Here is a 25,882-nt window from a genome sequence, read left to right on the forward strand (position 1 = left end):
CCAATATCAACCCCCATTATATTGGAATCATCACTTTCTTCATTTTCTATATTAATAGTTACAGCAAAAAACCAACTATTGTTTTTATAGAAAAGGCTAGCTTTACCTAGTTTACAATTATTTTTAATATGTTGTTGCAATTTCTTAAATCTTTCAGTTTGTTTGACAGGAAAAGCAAACCTTTGACAGCTAGTAGTATAAAGTGGAATAGAAATTATATGACCGTCAATTTTGTAGTTTTGATTATTATAACAAATAGGTTGACTCTTTTTGAAAGTGATATTTTCTTTATTTGAATCAGACTTTTTGAATTTCTTGTATAGTGCTTTAACTTCTCTAATATTTTGATTTTTAACTGCTGAAGGTAGATTATGTTCTTTAAAATCAGCAGTACTCAATTTAGTTTCCCCTGCTTTAAGTTTTTCAGCAATGGATTGACGATTTTTAACAACTTCTTCAATATTTTTATGAAACACATTTTGTTTTCTTTTAGTAGGTTTCAATAGTTCTAAGACATAGGTTATTTGCATATCAATCACCTTGCTTTTCAATATAATGTTGAATAGTTTCAGAACTTACATTACCTGCTGTAGCAACAAAATAAGCTCTAGTCCAGATTGAACCCTTAATATTTAGTTCTGGAAATTGCTTGGATATTCTTCTTCCAGTAGTGCCTTTAATGATATTCATTAGTTTACTGGGGGAATATTTAGGCAAAGCTGATATGAAAAGATGGATATGGTCAGACATTATTTCGGTATTCAATACTTCAAAATTGTGTTTATCAGCTAATTCATTTATAGTACCTAGAATTAACTTTTTAATTTCAGGATTATCTAAAATTGTTTTTCTATACTTTGGTATCCATACAAAATGATAGTTTAAAAGAAACTTTGCGTGTCTTGTGCTTTTATAGGTATTCATTAATATAACCCCCTTTATTTCAAGTGTTTATATCATCATAACATAAAAGGGGTTCATATACAAGAAGGAGGTGGGAACAATGCCGATTCATCCCCGCCGATTACATCAGCGAGGCTTTCTCGGCTGAACTTCGGTAATTGGTGATTGGTAAAATTAAAAGTTGAGATGAATTACAATTATGTGTAACTTCAATTGAAAATTGATAGTTGAAATTCTTTGAAATTCAAAATCCAATCTTTTAAAATCCTTTATAAGAAAGGGAGAATATGATTTTTATGTTTTATGGTTTTAACTATCCACTATCAATTATCAACTATAAACTATTGATATAAAGTGAAGCTTTATATCAATTAAGTTTCAGTAGATATTGACAGAAATTATCCAGTATGTTAAACTTATAATAATTGTAAAAAACATATAAGTTTGTGCATCAAGAGTAGTGGAGGGACAGGCCCTATGAAGCTCGGCAACCACCTTGAAAGAGGGAAAGGTGCTAATTCCTGCAAGGATATCCTTGGGAGATGTAGAGGTTAAAAATTATCTCTCCTATGAGGAGGGATTTTTTATTATATATTTTAAGATGAAGAGTTAAATATTGTTTAATTATCAAAGGAGGAATAACATATGTCTAAAAGATACTTATTAACATCTGAGTCAGTTACTGAGGGACATCCAGATAAGGTTGCTGATCAGATTTCGGATGCTATATTGGATGAAATTTTAGCTCAAGATCCTCAAGCGCGGGTAGCTTGTGAAACTAGTGTAACGACAGGAATGATTTTGATAGCAGGTGAGATATCTACAGATTGTTATGTAGATATTCCTAAGGTTGCTCGTAAAAAGGTAAAAGAAATTGGTTATACAAGGGCCAAATATGGATTTGATGGTGATACATGTGCTGTACTGACTTCAATTGATGAACAATCTCCTGATATTGCTCAAGGTGTAGATGAAGCATTAGAGGTTAAGCAAGGAGAAGAAAATGAAGAAATTGGGGCTGGAGATCAAGGGATTATGTTTGGGTATGCTACTAATGAGACAGAAGAGTTGATGCCTTTACCAATAACTTTAGCTCATAAATTAGCTCAGAGGTTGGCCCAGGTAAGAAAAGAAGGAATTTTGGAGTATATTAGACCTGATGGTAAGACCCAGGTAACTGTGGAGTATGAAGATGATAAACCTGTTAGAATTGATGCAGTTGTTGTATCTACTCAGCATGATCCTGAGGTTAGTTTAGAACAGATTAGAGAAGATCTAATTGAGCATGTGATTAAAGAAGTAATTAACTCTGAATTTTTAGACCAAGATACTACATATTATATTAATCCGACGGGACGTTTTGTAATTGGAGGTCCTCAAGGAGATGCAGGATTGACAGGAAGAAAGATAATTGTAGATACTTATGGAGGAGTAGCTCGCCATGGTGGAGGAGCTTTTTCGGGTAAAGATGCAACTAAAGTAGATCGTTCTGCAGCCTATGCTTCTCGTTATGTAGCTAAAAATGTTGTTGCAGCTGGTCTAGCTGATAAATGTGAGGTTCAGCTATCTTATGCAATTGGAGTAGCTCATCCTGTTTCAATTATGGTTGATACCTTCGGAACTGCTAAGATTGATGAAGTTAAAATTGAAGAATTAATTATGGAACATTTTGATTTACGGCCGAGTAAGATTATTGAGAATCTAGATTTATGTAAGCCTGGTTATAGTAAAGTAGCAGCTTATGGTCACTTTGGTAGAAATGATTTAGAACTTTCTTGGGAGCAAACTGATAAAGCTGATATTTTACGGCAAGAAGCAAGATTATAATTATAAATTAGACTTATTAAAGCAAGGATGATAATCATCCTTGCTTTTTTATTGTTTAGGAAATTATGTTTTTTAAAGGTTGTGGATGACTTTTTAATTTTAAGGTTTTTATGGTTTGCTTAACCTTAGACTTGGTCTTAGACTATGGCCGGAGGCCATTTTTTAATACGTTATCACTTTTTTGTATTAAAGTGTTGAAATGATGAAGATTTTGGGTTATAATAAGAACAAGTTTCTGATTATTAGATTGGAAATTTGAGCTTGACCTCCTTTTTAATTGTTAACATTTTATGCTAGGGTATTGTTTACCCTAGTTTTTTTTTGGTTAGTTAGGGAATTATGCTTTTAGAGGTTGTAGATAATTTTTATCAGTTTGTACTTGTTGTTTTACGTAAACTTAATCTTAGATTTAAGCTGAGTTGCCGGAGGCAACTTTTTATTATTTTAGTGGGAGTAAGATTATATTTGATTTAAATTTACTACTCAAGACTTTCTTGTTGAGTAAAATTATTGAGTTATTAGTAATTTAGATTTACACTGGAATAAATTATTGAATTTTAGTGGAAGAGGATTTATAATGTTAGTAATAGATAATTTATTAATTTGCTAAATTAATTTTACAGAGAAAGGAGGAGGGGTGTGGATAAGGTATTAGTTGTAAATGATTCTAAATTTGAACGGAAAGTTTTTAAATATGTTTTAAAGCAGTTAGATAAAGAAGTGAGTGAATCAAAAGAGTTTGAAGTTTTTGAAAAGATAGATGAAATAAAACCGAATGTGGTAATAATTAATTTAATTATGAAGGATATAAGAGGGGATGATTTAATTCAAAGGCTCAAGAAGAGATATCCTAAGATAAAATATATTTTATCTTCTTGTAGTCAGATAAATTTTAGGGATTATAGGGATAAAAAAGTAGATGCTGTTTTACAGACTCCTGTAGAAGAGAAGGAGCTAGCAGAAATTTTTGAATTTTTAGAGAGACAGCAAGAAATTGGTGAAGAAAAGATCGAGACAAAAAAAGATAATGAGTTCTCTTTTTGTTCCTATTGTGGAAAAGATTTTACAGAAGAGGTAGTTGGAGAAATATTATTTTGTCCTTATTGTGGTCAAAAGATATGATTTTTTTATAAATTAATTTTCAGGGTTATCTTTAAATTTATGAGGGATAAAGATGCTTGTTTTTGAGTTATCAAAGTTATTAGGTCAACATCTCCTCACTAAAGTAGGGAGCTTGCTAAATAATAGACAATGCTCAGCAAAGTCTGTTAGCAAGATTCGCACCTTCTTAAACGTACAAGTGGGTGATTCACGATTAAGAAAGTTACAGGATAGTTGACTAAATTATCCTATTCCTACTGTTAAAACAATAGGGGCTACAAGTTACCTTGTATGCTACACTTAGGTAGCTAATCAACACCTTGAATATTTTACAAATTGAAGGTATTAGTCAATTTAACCTCATATATTCACTTGTCCTTATTATTTCTTGTATTGAAAAATTTATTCATAAAGTCTTAATTTACATAGATTAATTTTAATTATGTTGTTAATAATAATAATGGAGGTGACCCCAATGGGAAATATTATGTCCGATGAAACCAAGTATGAGTTAGCAGAGGAGTTAGGATTTGCTGATAAGGTAAAGGAGGGCGATTGGGGAAATATAACCACCAGAGAAGCTGGGTCATTAGTTAAAAAAGCAGTAGAGAAGGCAGAAGAATCGTTGGCCCAGCAAGAAGAGTAGGGGATTAATTCCCTACTCTTTTTTCAAGTTAAAAGGCAATAATAATTTCAGGATAAAACAGGGATGAAATTAGTTATATTGAAATTAGTTAGTAGATTGATTTATTATTGTATATTATTCATAAATTTATGAAATAGAAAATCTATTTAAGAAGATATTATCTAATTTTATTAATACTATAGATACTTATATAAGTTATAAAAATTATTTTAGAGGGGGCTAAAATGAAAAAGAGAACTAAAATTTTGGTAATTGTATTTTTGGTTATGGGAGTTGGAATTTTAATTGTTAATTCATATCTAGGAAATGTTATAGCAGAGCAAATAGAAGCTAGAATAGAAGTGGAAGCAAAAGAAGCTGCTGTGCCTACAGAAGTTGAGTATGCTAATTTAGAAGTCAATCCTTTATTAAGCAAGGTTGTTTTTAATGAGTTTATAATCAAAGATGATCAAGAAGAAGTCAGTTTTGAGGAGTTACAGATTAAAATACCTAAAAGTGATCTAAGTAAAGCAATTCAAGCAGGCAGTTTAAATAATCCAAATTTTAAAGAAATCAGTTCGCTAGATTTTGAATTGGCTAATTTGAAAATTAATTCAACTATTGCAGAGTTTGAAAAGATGCTTATTGAGCAGTTGAATTTTAAATTTACAGGTCAGTTTATAGAAGAAGAATTGCAGAAGTTAGAGGCTTTAGATCTTGAGCTAGCTGAATTAGTAATTGATTTAGGAAGAGATGATGAACAACTAGTTTTAGGAGAATTTAAACTCCAATTTGATGGTTTGCTCAAGCAAAGAATGGAAGAGGAACCTGAATTATTAGTAGAATATGATCAAAGTTTGAAATTAGCTTCTGATGATTTTAAGATAGATGCTATTCGCTTATTTGAAGAGTTATTATTTTCTGCAGAGACCGGAGCCAAATTGACTACGATAGATAATTTAGTTATGGATATCAGTTATGATTCTAGCAAGCAAGAACTGAATTTTAGAGAGGCTAAGCTAGATACGCCTATTTTAACGACTGATTATTCTAATACTTATCAATTTAGTGGAGATTCGTTAGAGGAATTTGAATTGACTACTATAGCAGGTGAAGGTTATTTAGAACTTGAAACTGGAAGGTTAGAGTGGGGAGATTCTAACTTAACAGGAAAATATAGTGTTGATGATTTTTCTGTGATGGCAGAGTATGATGCAGTGACTGACTATTCTGGTTTATCAGATGGAGAATTTGATAATATTTTTGAGGGCCAAGGAGAGACGAATATTTTAGTAGAAGGATTTGAAGTGGAGCTTGCTGGTATGTTAAGAGAGCAATTAGAGCATCATCCTGCTGTCTTTATGTTTGGGCTTGACTTAGATGACTTTAGAATTGAGTTATTAGATTTAGCTTCTAGTTATCAAGAGCAGAATATGAAGTCTAGTACAAAGTTGAATAGTTCGTTATTAGATCTGGATGTTGCTGCTGATTTTGAGATAGCTAAAGATGATTTTGAGGAGTCAAATTTTAATAAGCTTAAAGCTGAGGTAAGTAATTTAGCTCCTAATCTGCAACTGTTAGTGATGGGACTTGAGGCGGAGTTAGGGACAATGTTGCCTCGAGAAGGAGATAATTTATTTTTTGAATATGTTGGCCCGTTGAAGGATTTACAAGTTGAAAATTTCAGAAATGAGGAAATATAAAATTATTAGATCGGGAAAAATAATTTATAAGAAAGCTAAACTTAATTACAATATTGTGTAACTTCAATTGATAATTGATAGTTTAAAATTGATAGTTAAAATTCAAAAGCTAACCCTTTTAAAGCCTTTATAACTAAGGGAGAATGTGTTTTTTATGTTTTATGGTTTTAACTATCCACTATCAATTATCAACTATAAACTATTGATATAAAGTGAAGCTTTATATCAATATAATGTTAATTTTAGAAATTGTAAACTGATATAACAGAGGTGATGAAAATCGATTTTAAAACAAAACGTGATAAATTAATTGCAGAAGGGCTTTGTGATCATTGTTTAGGAAGACAGTTTGCTAAATTAGGTTATGGACTTGAAAACTATGAACGGGGTGCAATCTTAAGGCAGAATGAAGAAGTTAGTAAGAAAGATTTTGCTAAAGATAATGTACCACAAGATGCTGAACTTGGTGGGGAGTGTTATTTATGCCAAGGGGTGTTTGAGAAAATAGAAAGCTATGTTGATCTGCTTAGTGAAGCATTAGAACCATATCAGTTTAATAGTCTCTTAGTTGGGGTTTCTTTACCACAACAGATTAAAGAAGATGAGAAGGAGTTATGGGCCAACTATGGCAGACAAGATGCTGAGTTGCTCAAGTCAGAATTAAATCGTTTGATCGGTAAACGAGTATTAAGAAAGCTTAGTGTAGGAGTTGATTTTGAGCGTCCTGATATTAGTCCAGTAATTAACATTGAGAATGAAAGGGTAGAATTGCAGATTAGTCCACTCTTAATTTATGGGAAGTATAATAAATATGTTCGTGGTGTATCTCAAACAAAGTGGTTCCATGATAGAAGTGTCAAGTCGGTCGAAGAGATTGTAGCTCAACCAGCGATTGAAGTTGCTGAGGCTGAAGGGGCCAAATTTCATGGGGCAGGAAGAGAAGATATTGATGTTAGATGTTTTGGGAAGAGAGAGTTTGTCTTAGAGTTGCTTAGAGCTAAGAAGAGAAATCTTAATTTGCAAGAGCTAGAGGAAAGAATTAACAATTATCAAGAGCAAGTTGAAGTCTTTGAGTTGAAGTTTGCTGCTAAGCAAAAGATCAAGGAATTAAAGAGCAAGAGGGTAGCTAAACTTTACAAAGCTTTAGTCAAAACTTCTCAAGAGATTGATGAAGATAAGTTAGCTAAATTAAAGCAGCTCAGTGGTACAATAAGACAGCGTACCCCACAGCGGGTCAACCATCGTAGGAAGGATATGGTTAGGAAGCGAGAAATCTATAAAGTACAAGCGGAGTTACTGACTGCTAATAAGCTAGAGTTAATGATTAAAGCTGAAGCAGGTGCTTATATCAAGGAGTTGATCTCTAGTGATGATGGTCGAACAGAGCCTAGTGTTGCTGAGTTATTAGATTGTTCAGCTGAATGTGAAAGATTAGATGTAATTGGAATAGATAATTAGAGTAATATTTTAAAGGTGGATTGGGGTAATATAAGAATAAGATCGATTATGATGAGGAGGGTTGAGATGGATAAGCAAGGTTTACCAACTAGAGATGAGATTGCAGAGGAGTTTAAGTGGGATTTAACAGCTATTTATGAAAGTGATCAGAAGTGGGAAGAAGAGTTTAATCAAGTAGCAAGTAGAATATCTGAAATTGAAGCTTTTCAAGGACAGCTGACAGAGTCAGCAGATAAACTACTAGCTGGTTTAGAATTAAGTACTGAGTTGAACCGCTCATTAGGGAAACTTTATACATATGCTAATCGCAAAAGTGATGAGGATACAGCTAATAGTGAGTATCAAGCTTTACTTGCTAAGGTACAGGGGTTACAAAACCAATTATCCAGTGCTACTTCATTTATGGTTCCTGAAATTTTACAGTTACCGACTGAAAAGTTAGAATCATTTATGGAGCAAGAGGAAGGGTTACAGCTTTATCAGCAGAATTTAGATGACATTATGAGAAGAAAGGAGCATTTTTTATCGCCAGAGGAAGAGCGGATTATTGCTTTGGCAGGAGAAGTAGCTCAAGGGCCAGAGAATATCTTTGGGATGCTCAATAATGCTGATCTAGATTTTCCAACTATTGAAGATGAGAATGGGGAGCCGGTTCAGGTTACCCATGGACGTTTTATTGAACTATTAAAGAGGGATGATAGGGAGGTAAGAAAATCAGCCTTTGAAGCTTATTATAATCTATATCAGGGCCAAGAAAATACTCTGGCAGAAACCTTAAGTACCAATATTAAAAAGGATCTCTTCTATATGAGAGCTAGGAATTATTCAAGTTCTTTAGAGGCGTCATTAGATGGGGATAATATTCCAGTTAAGGTGTATGATAATCTATTGCAGACTGTAGAGGATAATTTAGAGTATCTGCATGATTATATGGAGTTAAGAAAGAGAACATTACCTATAGATGAACTTCATATGTATGATTTATATACTCCCTTAGTTAAGGATGTGGAAATGAAGGTTGAATATGAAGAAGCTAAAGAGATTATTTTGAATGCTTTTGAGCCTTTAGGAGCAGATTATTTAGAGGTTGTTGAAGAATCTTTTGAAGAGAATTGGATCGATGTTTATGAGAATAAAGGGAAACGAAGTGGTGCTTATTCTGCTTCAGCTTATGATGCTCACCCTTATATCTTGTTAAATTATACTGATCAGATTGATGATCTCTTTACGTTGGCCCATGAGTTAGGGCATGCTTTACATTCTTATTACTCTAACCAAAATCAACCTTATATTTATGCTAATTATAGTATTTTTGTAGCAGAGGTTGCTTCGACAGTTAATGAAGCTTTATTAATGAATTATTTACTGGAGACCACTGAGGATGAAGAGAAGCGGAAGTATATTTTAAATCATTATTTAGAGCAATTTAGAGGCACAGTCTATCGCCAGACGATGTTTGCAGATTTTGAAAGATTGATTCATCAGCAAGCAGAAGAAGGTCAGGCCTTGACTTCAGATCTATTATCAGAATTATATTATGAGTTGAATCAGAAATATTATGGAGAACAGATTGTAGTAGACGATCAGATTGCTATTGAATGGGCTAGAATTCCTCACTTTTATTATAATTTCTATGTTTATCAGTATGCTACCGGTTTTTCTGCTGCAGTTGCGTTATCGCAACAGATTCTAGAGCAGGGAGAGGAAGCGGTTAATAGATATTTAGAATTTTTACAGGGTGGTAGTTCTGATTACCCTCTTAATCTATTACGGCAAGCTGGAGTCGATATGGAATCTTCCGAACCGATCGAGAAGTCATTAGCGGTCTTTTCGGAATTGATTGAAGAGATGGAACAATTAATTTAAGAGATTAAGGGCAGATCTAAAAAAAGATCTGTCCTTTTTTGTCTGTGAGGCAGGAAATTCTTTCTTTTTCTCTAATTATTAATAATAACTATTAATTGTTTATTATAATTAGAGTAATATCTTTATTAAATTCCATAAATTAAACCTTGAGGGGTTAAATTACTAGAGGATTTCCCTGTTAGTTCTAGAAGATTGCTATAACTAAACTAATTATATAGAACACTAATGGGGGAGAGATGATGAAAAAATTTGTAGTTATTATTGTAGTAATGGCTTTAGTAATTTTACCTACGCAAGCGTTGGCTAAAGGATTTGAGATGGTTGGTGGAAGTACTTATAATACCTTTCTTCTCTCTTTATCTGTTGATGGAGAGGATGTCTTGATTGGAGATGGGATTAAAGAAAGGTTGGAAGATGGAGTTGGTTTTTATGCTGGAGGGCGGTATTGGCTAAATGAGCAGTTAGGAATTGAGGTAGGAGTAGATCAAGCAACTAGTAGTTATGGGGATTCTAGTTCTGATTCTATCTTTGAGATTGAAGAGGAGTTGGTTGGCCCGTATGCGGGAGTGACCTATCGTTTAAATGATAAGTTTCAGATGGAAGCAGGAGCTGTTAATTATTCTTATAAACAAAGGCAAAGGGAGATTTATCAAGAGTCAGAGGAATTTAATGAAGTTTCTGCTAAAGGGGAAGGTTTAGGTTTGTTAGTAGGTGGACAATATAGTCATACAATCACAGATAATTTAGCTTTAGTTGGGAACCTTAATCATCGAATAATAATGATTGATATTAATGAAGCTTATGACTATGAAGAAGGTAGCTTAAGTACAGTAGAAGAAGAAAGGTTAAACATGAGTGGTTTAAGGGCTAGTGCTGGTATTAGTTATAATTTTTAAAGGCTCAGTAATTGAATATAAAATAAGAGAGGTTTGTACAAACCTCTCTTATTTTGAGCAAACAAGGATATTTTGGTATAATGGCTTTTATTAATCAAAAAGAGCAAATTAAACTTATATAGTTTAACCAATTTCAAGTAAATGGAAAAGGTGTTTTCCAAATAAGGCAACTATAGAGCAGACATTATAGAAATTCTTTTTAAAGTGAGAAAATTTAGAAAATTCATTATTCTGGAAATTGTGGAAAGAAATAATTTCTTTTTTAATGTGGGCATCGCTACCAAAAGTAATAAGCTTATTCTCTTTTGTACTCAATCTTTGAGCAATTAAATTTCTATTTTTCGGGATAGCATGGTTGTAGATCTCTAAAGCATCTACTTCTTGAAGAACTTTTTTGATATAAGGTTTGTTTTTAAGATAGTTTTTTTGAGCTACTCCTGCAATATGAGGAATTGAGATAAATGAATCATACTTTTTGGCTTCTTTGAGATAAAATTGATACATCTTTTCAGTTCTTGTAATTTTGTATCTGTTTTTAAATGGTTCCACACTATTGATATAAAAGTCTTCTAAGTCTTGAGGTGTATTGAAGTAGATTAAGAATTCAAAACTATCTTTACAGCCTACTTCTATTCCAGGAACAACATTTAAATCTGTAGTCGTACATAATTTAAGGTTATTGTTGATTGAGTTATGATCTGTAATCGATATTAAATGAGGGATATTTTGTAAAAAATCTTCTAGAAAGTCTGTTTTGATCAATCCGTCACTATCCTCTGTGTGAATATGCAGATCAGTATATTCTAAAGGTTGTTCAGTTGTAAATTTATTAAAATATTCAGGTAATTTACTAGCATTTATCATTAGAATGCTCCTTTACTTATTAGTTTGTAAAGTTATTATATCAATAAGTGAACCATTTTACAAATTTTTGCTGGGATTTTTAAGTAATGATTTATTATAATCTTGGGCTTAAAATCAAAATAACATAAATTAATGGAGGGATAAGAGATGATACTTGACTTTTTTACAAAATTAAAAAGTATTAAATTAAAGTTGATTGTAGTCAATTTATTAATTGTACTTGTGGTTTTAGTAGGGATTAATGCCGTTGTTTTGCCATTAATCAGACAAGAAATATATAGTGAAAAGGAGGAGCAAGTTAGAGAAATAACGAATGCTGTAATGGGTACGTTAGAGTATTATCATGAATTAGAGCAAGAAGGTGTTTTGACAAGAGAAGAAGCAGAAGATCAAGCTCAAGAGATAATTAGGAATGCAACTTATGGCTATCAATCACAAGATTATTTTTGGATCCAAGATTATGAACCTAGAATGATCATGCATCCTTTCACGCCTGAACTTGACGGAACCGATATTTCTGATTTTGAAGATCCGGATGGAATTAAATTATTTTCTGAGATGGCAGAGGTGGTTGAAAGAGAAGGAGATGGATTTGTTGAGTATAGTTGGCAATATTATGATGATGATGATCGAATAGAACCTAAGATTTCTTATGTTGCTGGATTTGAACCTTGGGAGTGGATTTTAGGAACAGGAATTTATATTGAAGATCTTAATGAAAGGGTACTAGGGGTATTTAGTCGAATTTTACTAGTAACAGGAGCAATTTTTGTTGTAGTAATTGGGATTATTATTATTGTAGCTAAAAACTTTACTAAACCAATTCATAAAATAGTAGAAGCGATGAAAAAGTTAGCTACAGGGGATTTGACCAGTCAGTTAGAGCTAGATAGAAATGATGAATTTGGAACTTTGGCTACTACCTTTAATCAAACAGTTGCTCAACAAAAAGAATTAATAAGAGAGTTATCAGATGATATTGAGGAATTATCAGCTCATAGTGAAGAATTATCTGCTTCTACTGAAGAAGGTAATGCTACAATCGAGACTACAAATCAGCTAATTGATCAAATTTCAGGAAGTATTCATGAAATATCAGGTAATATTCAGCAGGTAACTGGATTAGCTCAAGAGACTAATTCTCAAGCTCAAATAGGTGGAGATAACATTGAGGGAACATTGAGCAGTATGACTCAGATCAATCAGGCAGTTAAGAAGACAGTGGGAATAATTCAGAAATTGGATACTAATACTAAGGAGATTAGTGAGATAGTAAATTTAATTACTGATATAACAGAGCAGACTAATTTGTTGGCCCTTAATGCTTCAATTGAAGCAGCTAGAGCTGGTGAAGATGGTAAGGGCTTTTCAATAGTTGCTGAGGAAATTAGGCAGTTAGCTGAAAAAGCAGCTGATGCAACTGAGGATATTATTAAATTAATTGAGGAAACTCAAAAAAGATCAGAGGTTGGATTAGAAGCAGTTAAGGAAGTGGAAGAAACGGTTGAAAGTGGTAAGGAGGTTGCTGAAAAAACAGGACAAGTATTTGTTGAAATAGAGGATTATGTGATGACTACTTCAGAGCAAATTGAACAAACTGCTACTGCAACTGAAAATTTAGCTGAAAATAGTGAGCAGTTATTAAATGGGGCGGATAATATTGATAATATGTCTGAAGAGATAGCAAATTCTTCACAGGAGTTAGCAAGTATGGCCGAAAAATTACGGGATTTAGTAGAAAAATTCAAGATCTAAATAAAAAAGTTGCTTCCAGCAACTCAGTTTAAGTTTAAGATTGAGTTTAAGTAAAACTAACAAATAAAAACTTAAAAAATATGATTTCCTAAAACCAATTAAGGAGTCCCTTAGGGACTCCTTAATTAGTTAATTGTAAATTTTGTTTATTAACTTTTTTCACAAAATATTGATGGACTGCTAAATCATGATCTAATTCCGGATGAAAAGAGGTAATGATAAAACTCCAATTTTCATAAATAAATCACTCACTTTATATAGTTCTTAGTTGATTTTTTACCAACCGCGATGAGCTAGTTGTTCTTCTTTTGATAATGTATCAATATTGATTCCTACCATTGCTTCTCCAATATTTTCAGATGCTTCAGCAATGATATTAGGGTCATCATAATGAGCAGTAGCTTTAACGATAGCGTTGGCCCTTTCTTCTGGGTTACCAGATTTAAAGACACCAGAACCAACAAAGACACCATCGCAACCAAGTTGCATCATTAATGCAGCATCAGCAGGAGTAGCTACTCCTCCGGCAGCAAAGTTGACTACTGGTAATTTACCATGTTCAGCTACATATTGAACTAAATCAAAAGGAGCTCTCATATCTTTGGCAGCAGCCATCAATTCTCCACTATCCATAGTAGTTAATCTTCTAATTTGAGCATTAACCGTTCTCATATGTCGAACTGCTTCTACTACATTACCTGTACCAGCTTCACCTTTGGTTCTAATCATGCCAGCTCCTTCACCAATTCTACGTAAAGCTTCACCTAGATTTGTTGCTCCACAGACAAAAGGAACTTCAAATTCTGATTTATCAATGTGATTGTCTTCATCAGCAGGAGTTAATACTTCACTTTCATCTATGTAATCTACTCCTAATGCTTCTAATACTTGAGCTTCTACAAAGTGGCCAATTCTTACTTTGGCCATTACAGGGATAGAAACTGTTTTGATAATTTCCTTAATCATTGCTGGATCAGAGGCTCGAGATACACCACCTTCTTTACGAATATCAGCTGGTACTCTTTCTAAAGCCATTACTGCAACTGCTCCAGCGTCTTCAGCAATCTTTGCCTCCTCTGGATTAGTTACATCCATAATTACTCCACCTTTTAACATTTGTGCTAAGTTTTTGTTCAAGCCATATCTTTCAGTCATTAATTTTCCTCCTTTATAGTTTCTTTACAATTAATCTAGACTAAGTTATAATAATTGTATGGGTTTAATATTAAAAAATACATATTGTACCCATGTTCTATTATGCCAAATGAGAACTGTATTGTCAAGAGGGATACAATAATTTAGTGAATGGGTACGATTTGGGTTTGAGCTCAAGTCTAAGCCTGAGTATAGATGTCCAATTCTAAAGTAATAGTACAATTCAGTTTAAGTTTGAGTAAATGGTTTTTATTACGAAGGGTTTTTATAAACCCGGAGGTAAGTCTAAGTAAGAGCTAAGCCCTTATGTTTCTAGTGGTTGACTTAAACTTAAACTCAGCCTTAAACTTAAGCTTTATATCAATTAAGTTAAGACCAAAAAAAGGAGTGGAATTGATGATAGAATCGCTACACTTAGAAAAAGAAATAAAAAAACCATTATATCTACAATTATCTAGTCAACTTAAAAACTTGATTGAAGCAGGACAGTTACAACCTCATTCCAAATTACCTTCAATCAGACAGTTAGCTAAAAAGTTAAGTGTCAATAATGTGACAGTTGTTAATGCTTACAATGTATTAGAAGAAGAGGGGTTAGTCTATAAAAAGGTTGGTAGTGGAACTTTTGTCTTACCTAGTAAGCAGATTGAAGATGAAGTTATTTCTGGAGAGAATGGAGTGGATACTTTGCCTTCAGAAAGAAAGATGGATGTTATTAATTTTGGAACAGTGGCTCCTAGTCCTAGTTTGTTTCCAGTGCAAGTCTTTAAAAGGTTATTAAATCAGGTCCTTGATCGTGATCAAGGTTATGCGTTTGGTTATCAAAAGAGTCAAGGTTATCTACCATTACGTGAATCAATTGCTCAATATGTGGAAAATTATCAAATAGAGACTGATTCTGAGCAGATTCAAATTGTTTCAGGAGCTCAACAAGGGCTGGATGTATTGGCTAAGACTTTTTTAGACTATGGTGATACTGTTTTTGTAGAAAGACCTACTTATCCGGGGGCTATTTCAGCATTTAGATCAAGAAAGGTGGAGTTGATAGATATTCCGCTTGAAAAAGATGGTTTGGATTTAGAAAAGTTAGAGGTGATGTTAAAGCGTTATCAGCCTAAGTTTCTTTATTTGATGCCTAATTTTCAAAATCCAACAGGCTATAGTTATTCTTTAGCGAAGAAGAAAGAATTGTTAGAGTTGGCTACTCAATATGAACTGTTGATTATAGAAGATGATTGTGTAAGTGATTTAAATTATTTGGGCCAACCCCGTAAATCTCTTAAATCTTTAGATACAGAGGACAATGTCGTCTATTTAAAAAGTTTTTCTAAGATCTATATGCCGGGGTTGAGATTGGCTTTTATGATCATTCCGTCTAGTTATTGTGAAGATATTTTAGTGTCAAAGTATTTATCCGATATCTTTACTGATGGATTGGTGCAGCGAGTATTAGATCTTTATTTTCGTAATGAAGATTGGCAAGAACAGTTAAGTTGCCTTAAAGAAAAATATAGTCAGCGCTATCAAGTAATGGTTACAGCTTTAGAAGATTATTTACCGCAAAGTGTTGATTATATAGAGCCCCAAGGTGGACTTAATTTATGGTTGAAATTACCCCAACAGATTTCTGCTACTAAAATGTATGAAGTACTAAGAGAAGATGGAATTAACATAGCACCAGGAGCATTATTTTATCATACTAAGCCTCAGAAGAATAGAATTAGATTGAGTATTGCAGCAGTTACTTGTCAACAGATAGAACAAGGAGTAAAGCAGATAGGGCTAAGGCTTAAAGAAGAACTGAAGCAAGATAGAGATTATAGATTTGATGATTCATTAATGCCTTTAGTTTAGTTTTTGGGTTCTTCTTCAATTTTGAGTATAATATCAACTGCATCTTCTAATGTTTCTAAGGAATAGTCGGCTTCTGGACATTTGGCCCCTAGTTTGATTGTAGTACAGCCTGCTTGATTTCCGGCTATAATATCGGATTTACGATCTCCAACTAAATAGGAGTCTGTAAGCTCAATATTATATTTATCGGCAAGGTTAAGAATCATGCCTGGCTTTGGTTTGCGACACTCACAATCTGATTTGAAGTGAGGACAGTAAGCAATATCATCTATTGTTGCTTCTTTTTGTTGTAACTCATTGATCAGGTGTTGATGAATTTCATCTAAATCTTGGGCAGTAAAATAACCTGACTCAATTCCTCCTTGATTGGTAACAATATAAACCTTAAAATCAGCCTGGTTTAACTTCTTAATTGAATCGGCAGTCCAAGGATATAATATTAGATCTGTTGGTTTATTAACTGGTTGATCATATCTGTTAATCACTCCATCACGATCTAAAAAAACAGCTTTAGTCATCTATTTCCCTCCTCATGTTTAATATTTTCTTAATATTTATCTGTTATACTAATTAGTATAGAAAACATTTAGTATAAATGTTTTATTTTAAGATTAAATTACAAAATAGCCTAAGTTTAAGGCTGAGTTTAAGGTTAAGTTAAGTATTAAAACCATAGGGTCTTGGTTTTACTTAAACTTTAATATCAATTAAGTGAAAGAGGTGCTCTAAATGGGTCAAGAAAAGATATTGGTTGTTGATGATGATCAGAATGTAATAGAGATTTTAGAGTTATATTTAAGTAAAGAAGATTTTGTTGTTTTTAGTGCTCAAGATGGTCAAGAAGCAATTAAGGAGGCTAAGCAGAAGAATCCTGATTTAATTATTTTAGATATTATGATGCCTAAATTAGATGGATTAGAAGTTTGCAAGGAGTTAAGAAAGGATAACGAAGTACCAATTATCTTACTTTCAGCTAAAAGCGAAGAGTTTGATCGAGTTCTAGGTTTGGAATTAGGGGCAGACGATTATGTAACTAAGCCTTTTAGTCCTCGTGAGGTAGTAGCTAGAGTTAAAGCAATTTTGAAAAGAGTAAATAAAAGTAATCAACCTGAAAAAAATAGTGAGTTAATTAAACATCCCAATTTAACCATTAATCCTAAGGAGAGAAGGGTTGTAGTGGACGGAGAGGTAATTGAATTATCGCCTAAAGAATATGAGCTATTAGTCTTACTAGCAGAACACCCTAGCCAGGTATTTAAACGTGAACAGTTATGTGAGAAGGTTTGGGGATTAGATTATTATGGTGATTTAAGAACGGTAGATGTTCATATTAAATGGCTTAGAGATAAACTTAAGCAGGACTATATCAAAACGGTCTGGGGAGTAGGATATAAATTTGAGGTGGAGTAAAATGTTTAATAATTTATTCAGTAAAATAATGGGAAGTTATATTTTGATTCCAATTTTGATCTTACTAGTTTTGCTGATGATATTGCCTAATTATTTAGAAGATTATTTTATTCAAGCTAAAGAAAGTGAATTAGTTGAAAGGAGTCAATTGATTGCACGATTGCTTGGGCAAAGAGAGGGCCAACTTAGAGATGATGATATTGATAATTTATTGAGTATGGCAGAGGAGTTAGGAGATACTAGTCTCTTAATTATAGATGGCGAGGGGAGAATTGTTACGCAGGGAAGAAGAATGATGGACATGATGAGTGGTGGTGGATACCATCGAGGAAGAAACTCTCATTCTATGAGGGATAGGATGCATGATCATGATTATCATGATCATGATAATCATCTTGAACATCATGAAAAAATGGCAGAAGGGTTAGAGGAAGAATTAGAGTTGATCTTATCGGGAGAAGAATTAACTTTTAAAGGAGAAAATCCAATTTTTGAGCAGCAGATGGTAGGAGTAGCTCAACCAATTTCTACTGATTTAGCTTTGTTTTTACTATCTCCAATAGAAGAATTACAACAAACAGTAATTAAAGTTCGTAATTTGACTGTTCAAGTAATCTTAGCAGCTATTGCTTTGGCTTTAATTTTAGGTTACTTTATTTCAAAAGGAATTACTCGACCAGTTAAAAATATGCAAGAGAAAGTTAAGCGGATGGCAGCAGGCGACTTTAAAATTAAATTAACAGATCTCCCTCAAGATGAAATTGGTCAGTTAGGAAGAGCTTTTAATCATTTAGCAAAGAGATTAGAGAAATTAGATGAGATGAGAAGATTGTTTGTAGCAAATGCATCTCATGAATTAAAGACTCCTTTAACAGCAATTCAAGGTTATTTAGAAGCAATTTTGGATGGGATGGTTGAAGAAGAAAGAGTACAAGAGGAGTATTTAAAACGTGTTTTAGGTGAAACAAAGAGAATGAGTCGTTTAGTTGGTGATATTTTAAATTTATCTCGCTTACAATCAGATCAGATAGAGTTTAATTTAGAAGAAATTGAGTTAGTTTCCTTAATAAAATCGGTGCTTGTAAATTTAGAATCTAAGCTTGGTAATAAGACAGTTAAGGTGAATGGAGATAAAGAAGTTAAAATAAAAGGTGATTATGATCGTTTGAGGGAAGTAATTATAAATTTATTAAGTAATGCTATTAAATATACTGCTGATGATGGTCAAATTGAAATTCAAGTAACTGATCAAAAAGAGCAAGTAGAAGTTAGTGTCATTGATGATGGAATTGGGATTCCTGATGATGAGTTGCCTTATATTTGGGAAAGGTTTCATCAAGTAGATAGAGTAAGAAGCCCTGACTCTAAAGGTACAGGATTAGGACTGGCAATTGTCAAAGAGATTATAGAAGGATTAGGAGGAAAAATAAAGGTAGAGAGTCAAGAGGGGGTTGGTAGTAAGTTCAGTTTCAAATTGAATAAGTAAAAGATGACCTTGCGGGGTCGTTTTTTATTTATTTAAATTAATCTTTTTGATAATTTTGGGTAATATATTATAGTGATAGAAGAGAGGGGGATGGCATGCCTTTAGAGTTTGGTAGTGATTTTTTAGATGAATTGGTCACTAAAGAGCAGATTATTGGTCAGCCTACTCAAGTAACTGATATGCTGTTAGTTCCAGTTAGTGATTTGATTATTGGAGCAGGGGTAGGAACGGGAAGAAAGATAAAGTTAGAAGGAGGAGGCGGAGGAGTTTATTTAAGGCCTAAGGCGATTATTATAATCAAGTCTGACCAAGAGGTATCTTTATTACCTGTAAAATCTGATGAAGATAGTGCAGAAATTGAAGAGTTAGTACCTAAGGTGTTAGGAAAAGTTGAGGATTTAATTGAGAAGGAGTAAGATAAATCAGATAAATGGCTTATATGTGTTAGAATTAAGTTTGAGTTCAAGTTTAAGTCTGAGCAATAATCAAATCCTTATGTTTTTAATAGTTGGCTTAGCCTTAAACTTAAGCTAAATTAGAAGAAAGGATGATCGGTTATCTTTAAGTTAAAGGAGCAAGATGGAATCAAGTATTATATTATTGAGGAATTTGAAGAGACTGGCTTGGTAAAACATGCTTTCACAACAAGAACTGGAGGAGTCAGTAGTGGAGATTATAATAGTTTGAATTTAGGGCTGCATGTAGCAGATAACAAAGCGGATGTAATAGAGAATCGGAAACGAGTCTGTCAGGTGTTAGATTCAGATCATGAAGAATTAGTAGCAGCTAAACAGATGCATAATGATCGGGTTAAAATTGTAACAGCAGAGGATCAAGGAAAAGGGGCTTTAACCTATCAATCAGCTTTAGATAATGTTGATGCTTTATTGACAGATCAGCCCCAAATATTATTGACCTCTTATTATGCAGACTGTACTCCAATTTTAATTTTAGATCCTGTTCAAAAAGTAGTGGGCTTAGTTCATGCTGGTTGGAAAGGAACGGTTAAAAAGATTGCTCAGCAGACTGTCTTGAAGATGATTGATAGTTATGGGAGTCAAGCTGAAGATATTTTAGTGGGCGTTGGCCCGGTAATAGGTAGTTGCTGTTATGAAGTAGATCAACAAGTAATCACCCCCTTATCTAATAACTTTGCAAATTGGGATCAATTAGTTAAAAAATCAGGAAATGGGAATTGGAAGTTAGATTTAGCTTTAGCTAATCAAGTACAGTTGAAGGAAATTGGTCTTCAAGAAAAGAATATTATAACTAGTAATCTATGCACCTGTTGTAATTCGGACTTGTTTTTTTCTTATCGTAAAGACGGAGGGAAGACAGGTCGAATGGCAAGCTTAATCAAGTTAATTTAAAATTAAATTAGGAAGGGTGATTTAATTGTGCAAAATGAAAAAGTATTGATTATAGATGATGATAAAAATATTTGCCAAATTTTAAAGGAATATTTTGAATTTGAAAATTTTCAAGTTGTAATTGCTAACGATGGGGCAGAAGGTTTAAAAAAGGTTGAAGTAGAGAATCCAAGTTTGATTATACTGGATATTATGTTGCCTGAAATGAATGGTTGGGAGATTTGTCAAAACTTAAGACCTCAAAATGATATTCCAATTATTATGTTAAGTGCTAAAACTAAAGAAACAGACCGGATTACAGGTTTAGAATTAGGGGCGGATGATTATGTGACTAAACCTTTTAGTCCTAAAGAAGTAATAGCTAGGGCCAAAGCTGTTTTGAGAAGAACTGATCGAGATGAAACTGATGGTGATTTATTACAATACCCTAATCTAGAGATAAATAAGAGTTATAGAGTTGTTAAGGTGGATGGAGAACAAGTAAGTTTAACACCTAAAGAATTTGATGTACTATGGACTCTTGCGTTTTCTCCACGTCAAGTTTTTCCTCGTGAGAAATTATTAAAAAAGGTGTGGGGGTATGATTATTTTGGTGATATCAGAACGGTTGATACACATATAAAATCATTACGGAAAAAGCTAGGAGAGCAAGCTAACAAATATATTCAGACTGTTTGGGGAGTGGGGTATAAGTTTGAGGTGACTGAAGATTAAAGATAGCACTTTATTTAATAGGTTATTAATCCGCTTTTTGTTAATAGCTTTAATAATTATTATAGTATTAGGTTTTTCTATGATCTATTTTTTTAGAGGATTTTATTATGAAAAAAGAGAATCAGAAATTATAACCAATAATCGAACAATGATGAACTTTATTTCTCAATCATTAGCTGAAAGAAATATGAATCAGACTTTTAATTGGCTAAAAGTTGTAGCAGAATTAAATTCTGGACAAGCATGGATTATAAATGAAGAAGGTTACTTGTTATCCAGTTATCCTGCATTAACTGATAAAAGAGATAAGCAGATTAAGTTTTTAGAATTTGAAGATGTTCTAGCGGGGAATATTGTTTCAAGTAGAGTTGAATCGGCTCATTTTGAAAGGCCAATGTTGTTGGTAGGAATGCCAATCTATTATCAAGGAGACTTAGAAGGAGCATTGTTGCTTTTTACTTCAGTAGCTGGAATAAATTCTACTATCCGGCAAGTTCAAAAAATGATGATATATTCTTCTTTATTAGCAATTTTATTAGCAATGATAGTAGCTTATAGATGGTCAAAGTCACTATCTGCGCCTTTGCGACGGATGGGTGAAGTGGCTATTGAATTAAGTCAAGGTGCTTTTGGTAAGACTGTTGAAGTTGATGCTGAAGGAGAGATTGCTACTTTAGCTGATAGTATGAATTACTTATCAAAAAGGTTAGAAAAAACGATAGATGATTTAAGAGAGGAACGGAATAAACTTAAATATGTTTTGACGGGGATGGAAGAAGGTGTGTTAACTGTTGACCATCGTCAGGAAATAATTTTGATCAATCAATCTGCTGTTAAGTTATTGAATCTTAAGAATAAGGATAAAGTTATTAATCAAAAACTTGAACTTATAGGAAATAATAAAGTTAAGAATTTATTTCAGAAGGTATTAGAAGAAGAAGAGTCTTATCGAGAAGAACTATCTTTAGGAGAAAAGAATAAGCAAAAGAGAATTTTGCTTCATATTACTCCTATCTATAGTGAAGATAATCAACTTTGGGGGGTTGTAGGATTATTTCAGGATATTAGTCAAAGGTGGCGTTTTGAACAACTACAAAAAGATTTTGTAGCTAATGTTTCTCATGAATTAAAAGCACCTCTTGCTTCAATTAAAGGCTCGAGCGAAATTTTACTGGATGGAATTATAACTGACAAAGAGCAACAACAAAATTATTTACAGATTATTTTAGATGAAACTAATCGTTTAACTCAATTAGTAAATGAAATTCTTGACTTAGCAGAGGTAGATAATCAGGTTGTAAGTTTTGAGTTAGAAAGGGTAGCAGTTAATCAATTATTAGAGCAGATAGGTCTTGTTTTCAGCAAAGGTCTAAAATCGGAAGAAGATTGTTTAACTATAATCAAACCAGAAGAAGAATCCTATGTCTGGGCTAACAAAGAAAAGATCAAACAAGTATTATTAAATTTATTAAATAATGCTTATAAATTTTCTCCTGATCACGCTCAGATAACTTTAGGAGCAACTAAAGCAGATGAAAATAAAGTTAAATTTTGGGTTGAAGATAAGGGGATTGGTATTCCACAGGATGAACTAGAAAATGTTTGGGAGCGATTTTATAAAGTAGATAAAGCCCGCACCCCAGATCAAGGAGGGAGCGGTTTAGGGTTATCCATTGTAAAAGAGATAATCGAGCAACATCAAGGAGATGTTTTTGTTGACAGTGAATTAGAAACCGGTTCTGTTTTTGGGTTTTATTTGCTCGAAGATACTGATTAATTATTTTGATTATTGTTCAACCTTTTCTCATAAATTTATCACAAACCGTTTGTATACTTATAATTGCAATCAGGCTTGAGTAGATAGTCGACGTTATCTAAAATTAAATCAGGAGGGATTAATCAGTGTTTAGCAAGAAAGCTATTGTTTTAGGTTTAGTAGCACTATTCAGTTTTGTACTAATTGGTTGTGGAGAGCCACCTCAAGTTGAAGAGGAGGAGCCACTTGAACCAGGAGTAGAAGAAGAGTTTGAGGAGCCGGATCAAGAGCAGAATTTTGAAGATGATTTTGAAGGTGAAGATGATTTTGAAGACGAGTTTTAAGAAAAATAACGTAATTTTTAATTTAAATAATTAACAAATATCCTTGAGGAGGAATAAATTTGTCTAAAAAAAGAGTATTAATTGGAGCATTAGTCTTACTTTTAGCTGTAGGAAGTATCATGATCAATCTATCTAGTGAAGTTAGAGCAGAAGCAAGTAAAATTGGTTATGTTGACTTAGAAGAAGTTTATGAGGTACATCCTGAAGTAGCAAGATTACAACAAACATTGGAAGCAGAAGCCCAAGAATTACAAGCTGAGTTTCAACAAGAGATGGGAGAGTTAGACCCTGAACAAGACCAAGAAGAGATGCAGCAACTGCAACAACAATTTCAGCAACAATTTAATCAAATTCAAGAAGGGCAATGGGAAGAAATAGAACAGCAGATACAACCTGATCTTGACCAAGCTCGTAAAGAGTTAGGGTTAGATTTAATTGTCAATCAAGAAGTAGTAGTTAATGGTGGCCAAGATGTAACAGAAGAAATTAAAGATTATTTTGAAAACCTATAAATTATATAAATAATTAAGAAATACCAGGGAGTATTGCAATACTCCCTGGTATTTTTTTGTTTTTAAGTATTGAATTGATTTAGTTAACCTTAAATTAATTTTTAATCAATAGCCGGATAACCATTTAAACTATGGTGTCTTTTGACTTTAATTTAACTCTTTGTTATAATCGAAAGTAAAGTTTAGGTTTTTAAAATGAGGTCTGGCTGTTATATGATCAGATTTTAGAGAAGGGGAGTGTAAAGTTGAATATCAAAAGACAAATTATTGGAGGTTTAGCTGCAGTTTTAATTGTTACTGGATTAATTATGTTACCGTTACAAACAGTAGAAGCAACAGGAAGTAATATTGGTTATGTGAGTGAAGAGGTATATGAAGTACATCCTGCAGTTGTTGAATTTAATCAGGAAATGCAAGAGCAGATGAATATTTATCAGCAAGAGTTTAATGAGCAAACAAGTGGGTTGGATCAACAGGAGGATGCTCAACAGATTCAACAGATTCAGCAACAAATTCAACAGCAATTTCAGCATGAACAAGCAGAAAAGCAGGAAGAGCTACTTGAAAAGGTAGAAGCTGATTTAGAGCAAGTAAGGGAAGAATTAGGCTTAGAGCTTATCTTACATGAAGAGATGGTTGTCAGTGGTGGAGAAGATATAACAGAAGAAGTAAAAGATTATTTTGAAAACATGTAAAGTGATGACAAATTAAAGGAAAACCGTCAGTTGATACTGGCGGTTTTTTTTATAAACAACGCCAATTTTAACCAAAAAATTCTAGATAACAACAATGAACTAAATTACTTGACATCATCCTGAGAAAGAATTATAATTAATGTAGTATATTAGTAATATTAAGTAGGAGTAAGTTTAAATTATTAATTTAGTAGAGGAGTGAGAAGGATGGGACTTAATGATTTTGAAGAAAGAGAGAATTGGACATCAAAGCTTGGATTTATTTTAGCAGCAGCTGGTTCAGCTGTTGGCTTAGGTAACATTTGGCGGTTTCCTTATGTTACAGGAGAAAATGGTGGTGCAGCTTTTTTATTAGTTTATTTGATTGCTATTATTTTAATAGGTTATCCAGTAATGGTTGCAGAGATGTCTTTAGGTCGTAAGACTGAAAAGAATCCTGTTGGTGCTTTTAAAAGTTTAGCTCCAGATACACCTTGGTGGCTAGTAGGAGGATTAGGTGTTTTTACAGGATTTGTAATTTTAAGTTATTATTCAGTAGTAGCTGGTTGGTCAATGGCTTATGTTGTGCAGGCAGCAAATGGATTTACAAGTGCAATGGATTTTGAGGCATTATTTGGTGGTCATATTAGTAGTGTGGGGGAACCGCTTTTATGGCATGCAGTCTTTATGGGGGTAACTATTGGCATTATTAGTGCTGGTGTTGTAAAAGGAATTCAAAAGGCTGTTAAGATCTTAATGCCTATTTTATTTGTCTTATTAATAGTACTAGTTTTTCGTTCTGTTTCGCTAGAAGGAGCAGCAGAAGGGTTAGCATTTTATTTAGCACCTGATCTTAGCCAACTCAGTTGGCAGAGTCTTAATGAAGCAATTGCTCAGGCATTCTTTACTTTAAGTCTTGGTATGGGTGCAATGATTACTTACGGTAGTTATTTATCTCAAGATGATAATATTAGTGATAGTGCTGGATATGTACTTGGGCTTGATATGTTGATTGCGGTTTTATCTGGATTTGCTATCTTTCCTGCTGTATTTGCTTTGGGATTAGATCCAGCTGCAGGGCCAGGGTTAACTTTTATTACGTTACCGGCAGTTTTTGCTGAAATGCCGTTAGGTACTTTCTTTGGATTTTTATTCTTTGTATTATTAACAATTGCTGCTATAACTTCAGCTATTTCTTTACTTGAGGTTGTTGTAGCATATATGGTTGATGAGCATAAATGGGAACGTAAGAAAGCTGCTCAAGTAGTAGGAATAGTTATCTTTTTAGTAGGTATTCCACCGTTACTTGGCTATAGTGCACTATCTGATTTTGAGTTTTTAGGAATGGATGTACTAGATACTTATGATTGGTTTGCTAATGCTATCTTCTTACCGTTAGGTGGACTATTAACTTCTATTTTTGCTGGTTATGTTTGGGGAGCAAGAAATACTGCTGAAGAAGCAAATAAGGCAGACGGTATATTAAGTGTAGGTAGTTTATTTGTAGTATTACTTAAGTATATAGTGCCAATTGCTATCGGTGCGATTATGATTGTTGGTATTTGGCAAACTTTTGCTGGTTAATAAAATTCAACTATTTTTAAATCTA

General features: G+C 33.2%; 24 protein-coding genes and 1 riboswitch. Of the genes, 19 read left to right on the forward strand and 5 right to left on the reverse strand.

Annotated features, from left to right (window positions below; all coding sequences use genetic code 11):
* The coding region (locus MWH28_RS09665) for a nuclease/transposase family protein (RefSeq protein ID WP_486867679.1) at window positions 1-530 on the reverse strand (530 nt) is incomplete at its 3' end.
* A 1-nt stretch (window position 531) separates the two neighbouring features.
* The gene (gene tnpA, locus MWH28_RS09670; RefSeq protein ID WP_248619161.1) at window positions 532-924 is read right to left on the reverse strand and encodes an IS200/IS605 family transposase; all 393 of its coding nucleotides are present in this window, start codon (window positions 922-924) and stop codon (window positions 532-534) included.
* 424 nt (window positions 925-1,348) lie between these two features.
* A riboswitch (SAM riboswitch) is annotated at window positions 1,349-1,452 on the forward strand.
* A 96-nt stretch (window positions 1,453-1,548) separates the two neighbouring features.
* On the opposite strand from tnpA, the gene metK reads away from it, so the two are divergent.
* The 7 genes from metK (at window position 1,549) to MWH28_RS09705 (ending at window position 10,379) form a co-directional block, all read left to right on the forward strand.
* A complete protein-coding gene (gene metK / locus MWH28_RS09675) occupies window positions 1,549-2,730 on the forward strand; it encodes a methionine adenosyltransferase (protein ID WP_248619162.1) in 1,182 nt (393 codons plus the stop codon).
* 639 nt (window positions 2,731-3,369) lie between these two features.
* Entirely contained in the window at window positions 3,370-3,852 is a 483-nt protein-coding gene (locus MWH28_RS09680) for a response regulator (RefSeq protein ID WP_248619163.1), read from the forward strand.
* Window positions 3,853-4,306: 454 nt separating this feature from the next.
* A complete protein-coding gene (locus MWH28_RS09685; RefSeq protein WP_248619164.1) occupies window positions 4,307-4,477 on the forward strand; it encodes a small, acid-soluble spore protein, alpha/beta type in 171 nt (56 codons plus the stop codon).
* Window positions 4,478-4,701: 224 nt separating this feature from the next.
* The gene (locus tag MWH28_RS09690) at window positions 4,702-6,159 is read left to right on the forward strand and encodes a hypothetical protein (protein WP_248619165.1); all 1,458 of its coding nucleotides are present in this window, start codon (window positions 4,702-4,704) and stop codon (window positions 6,157-6,159) included.
* Window positions 6,160-6,432: 273 nt separating this feature from the next.
* Window positions 6,433-7,617: a tRNA pseudouridine(54/55) synthase Pus10 gene (locus MWH28_RS09695; protein WP_248619166.1), complete on the forward strand. Its 1,185-nt coding sequence runs from the start codon at window positions 6,433-6,435 to the stop codon at window positions 7,615-7,617.
* Window positions 7,618-7,683: 66 nt separating this feature from the next.
* On the forward strand, window positions 7,684-9,483 hold the full coding sequence (pepF, locus tag MWH28_RS09700) for an oligoendopeptidase F (protein ID WP_248619167.1): 1,800 nt from the start codon (window positions 7,684-7,686) through the stop codon (window positions 9,481-9,483).
* A 239-nt stretch (window positions 9,484-9,722) separates the two neighbouring features.
* A complete protein-coding gene (locus MWH28_RS09705; RefSeq protein ID WP_248619168.1) occupies window positions 9,723-10,379 on the forward strand; it encodes an outer membrane beta-barrel protein in 657 nt (218 codons plus the stop codon).
* Window positions 10,380-10,502: 123 nt separating this feature from the next.
* Here the strand turns inward: MWH28_RS09705 and MWH28_RS09710 are convergent, their stop codons facing one another.
* A complete protein-coding gene (locus MWH28_RS09710) occupies window positions 10,503-11,243 on the reverse strand; it encodes a PHP domain-containing protein (RefSeq protein WP_248619169.1) in 741 nt (246 codons plus the stop codon).
* 147 nt (window positions 11,244-11,390) lie between these two features.
* Between MWH28_RS09710 and MWH28_RS09715 the strand changes: the two genes are divergently transcribed.
* Entirely contained in the window at window positions 11,391-12,998 is a 1,608-nt protein-coding gene (locus tag MWH28_RS09715) for a methyl-accepting chemotaxis protein (protein WP_248619170.1), read from the forward strand.
* 276 nt (window positions 12,999-13,274) lie between these two features.
* Here the strand turns inward: MWH28_RS09715 and pdxS are convergent, their stop codons facing one another.
* Window positions 13,275-14,153: a pyridoxal 5'-phosphate synthase lyase subunit PdxS gene (gene pdxS / locus MWH28_RS09720; RefSeq protein ID WP_248619171.1), complete on the reverse strand. Its 879-nt coding sequence runs from the start codon at window positions 14,151-14,153 to the stop codon at window positions 13,275-13,277.
* Window positions 14,154-14,549: 396 nt separating this feature from the next.
* Here pdxS and pdxR point away from each other — a divergent pair, with 396 nt between their 5' ends.
* Window positions 14,550-16,007 (forward strand): MocR-like pyridoxine biosynthesis transcription factor PdxR, encoded by a 1,458-nt coding sequence (gene pdxR, locus MWH28_RS09725; RefSeq protein WP_248619172.1) that lies wholly within the window; start codon window positions 14,550-14,552, stop codon window positions 16,005-16,007.
* Here the strand turns inward: pdxR and MWH28_RS09730 are convergent.
* Window positions 16,004-16,525, reverse strand: coding sequence for a D-glycero-alpha-D-manno-heptose-1,7-bisphosphate 7-phosphatase (locus MWH28_RS09730; protein ID WP_248619173.1), 522 nt, complete (start codon window positions 16,523-16,525; stop codon window positions 16,004-16,006). The genes pdxR and MWH28_RS09730 overlap by 4 nt on opposite strands.
* A 211-nt stretch (window positions 16,526-16,736) precedes the next feature.
* Between MWH28_RS09730 and MWH28_RS09735 the strand changes: the two genes are divergently transcribed.
* From MWH28_RS09735 to MWH28_RS09780, 10 genes are all read left to right on the forward strand, one after another.
* Window positions 16,737-17,417, forward strand: coding sequence for a response regulator transcription factor (locus MWH28_RS09735; RefSeq protein WP_248619174.1), 681 nt, complete (start codon window positions 16,737-16,739; stop codon window positions 17,415-17,417).
* Window position 17,418: 1 nt separating this feature from the next.
* Entirely contained in the window at window positions 17,419-18,903 is a 1,485-nt protein-coding gene (locus MWH28_RS09740; RefSeq protein WP_248619175.1) for a sensor histidine kinase, read from the forward strand.
* A gap of 95 nt (window positions 18,904-18,998) precedes the next feature.
* Window positions 18,999-19,319 carry a GerW family sporulation protein gene (locus tag MWH28_RS09745; protein WP_248619176.1) on the forward strand — a complete coding sequence of 107 codons (321 nt, stop codon included), beginning with the start codon at window positions 18,999-19,001 and terminating at the stop codon, window positions 19,317-19,319.
* Window positions 19,320-19,526: 207 nt separating this feature from the next.
* Complete coding sequence (pgeF, locus tag MWH28_RS09750; protein WP_248619177.1) at window positions 19,527-20,273, forward strand: peptidoglycan editing factor PgeF; 747 nt, start codon at window positions 19,527-19,529, stop codon at window positions 20,271-20,273.
* A 27-nt stretch (window positions 20,274-20,300) separates the two neighbouring features.
* Complete coding sequence (locus MWH28_RS09755; RefSeq protein WP_248619178.1) at window positions 20,301-20,987, forward strand: response regulator transcription factor; 687 nt, start codon at window positions 20,301-20,303, stop codon at window positions 20,985-20,987.
* 79 nt (window positions 20,988-21,066) lie between these two features.
* Window positions 21,067-22,764: a sensor histidine kinase gene (locus tag MWH28_RS09760; protein ID WP_248619179.1), complete on the forward strand. Its 1,698-nt coding sequence runs from the start codon at window positions 21,067-21,069 to the stop codon at window positions 22,762-22,764.
* Between the two features lie 125 nt (window positions 22,765-22,889).
* The gene (locus MWH28_RS09765) at window positions 22,890-23,087 is read left to right on the forward strand and encodes a hypothetical protein (RefSeq protein WP_248619180.1); all 198 of its coding nucleotides are present in this window, start codon (window positions 22,890-22,892) and stop codon (window positions 23,085-23,087) included.
* A gap of 59 nt (window positions 23,088-23,146) precedes the next feature.
* Window positions 23,147-23,599, forward strand: a complete 453-nt coding sequence (locus MWH28_RS09770; RefSeq protein WP_248619181.1) for an OmpH/Skp family outer membrane protein — start codon at window positions 23,147-23,149, stop codon at window positions 23,597-23,599.
* 245 nt (window positions 23,600-23,844) lie between these two features.
* Window positions 23,845-24,294, forward strand: coding sequence for an OmpH family outer membrane protein (locus MWH28_RS09775; protein WP_248619182.1), 450 nt, complete (start codon window positions 23,845-23,847; stop codon window positions 24,292-24,294).
* Between the two features lie 207 nt (window positions 24,295-24,501).
* Window positions 24,502-25,857: a sodium-dependent transporter gene (locus MWH28_RS09780; protein WP_248619183.1), complete on the forward strand. Its 1,356-nt coding sequence runs from the start codon at window positions 24,502-24,504 to the stop codon at window positions 25,855-25,857.
* Window positions 25,858-25,882 lie beyond the last annotated feature (25 nt).

This window comes from Natroniella sulfidigena (assembly GCF_023223645.1).
GTDB lineage: Bacteria > Bacillota > Halanaerobiia > Halobacteroidales > Halobacteroidaceae > Natroniella > Natroniella sulfidigena.

Bases quoted from the DNA above. Each gene is read 5' to 3' on its own strand.
- tnpA (WP_248619161.1), bottom strand. From the start codon at position 924: ATGAATACCTATAAAAGCACAAGACACGCAAAGTTTCTTTTAAACTAT.
- metK (WP_248619162.1), top strand. From the start codon at position 1,549: ATGTCTAAAAGATACTTATTAACATCTGAGTCAGTTACTGAGGGACAT.
- MWH28_RS09685 (WP_248619164.1), top strand. From the start codon at position 4,307: ATGGGAAATATTATGTCCGATGAAACCAAGTATGAGTTAGCAGAGGAG.
- MWH28_RS09690 (WP_248619165.1), top strand. From the start codon at position 4,702: ATGAAAAAGAGAACTAAAATTTTGGTAATTGTATTTTTGGTTATGGGA.
- MWH28_RS09695 (WP_248619166.1), top strand. From the start codon at position 6,433: ATGAAAATCGATTTTAAAACAAAACGTGATAAATTAATTGCAGAAGGG.
- pepF (WP_248619167.1), top strand. From the start codon at position 7,684: ATGGATAAGCAAGGTTTACCAACTAGAGATGAGATTGCAGAGGAGTTT.
- MWH28_RS09705 (WP_248619168.1), top strand. From the start codon at position 9,723: ATGAAAAAATTTGTAGTTATTATTGTAGTAATGGCTTTAGTAATTTTA.
- MWH28_RS09710 (WP_248619169.1), bottom strand. From the start codon at position 11,243: ATGATAAATGCTAGTAAATTACCTGAATATTTTAATAAATTTACAACT.
- MWH28_RS09715 (WP_248619170.1), top strand. From the start codon at position 11,391: ATGATACTTGACTTTTTTACAAAATTAAAAAGTATTAAATTAAAGTTG.
- pdxS (WP_248619171.1), bottom strand. From the start codon at position 14,153: ATGACTGAAAGATATGGCTTGAACAAAAACTTAGCACAAATGTTAAAA.
- pdxR (WP_248619172.1), top strand. From the start codon at position 14,550: ATGATAGAATCGCTACACTTAGAAAAAGAAATAAAAAAACCATTATAT.
- MWH28_RS09730 (WP_248619173.1), bottom strand. From the start codon at position 16,525: ATGACTAAAGCTGTTTTTTTAGATCGTGATGGAGTGATTAACAGATAT.
- MWH28_RS09735 (WP_248619174.1), top strand. From the start codon at position 16,737: ATGGGTCAAGAAAAGATATTGGTTGTTGATGATGATCAGAATGTAATA.
- MWH28_RS09740 (WP_248619175.1), top strand. From the start codon at position 17,419: ATGTTTAATAATTTATTCAGTAAAATAATGGGAAGTTATATTTTGATT.
- MWH28_RS09745 (WP_248619176.1), top strand. From the start codon at position 18,999: ATGCCTTTAGAGTTTGGTAGTGATTTTTTAGATGAATTGGTCACTAAA.
- MWH28_RS09760 (WP_248619179.1), top strand. From the start codon at position 21,067: ATGATCTATTTTTTTAGAGGATTTTATTATGAAAAAAGAGAATCAGAA.
- MWH28_RS09780 (WP_248619183.1), top strand. From the start codon at position 24,502: ATGGGACTTAATGATTTTGAAGAAAGAGAGAATTGGACATCAAAGCTT.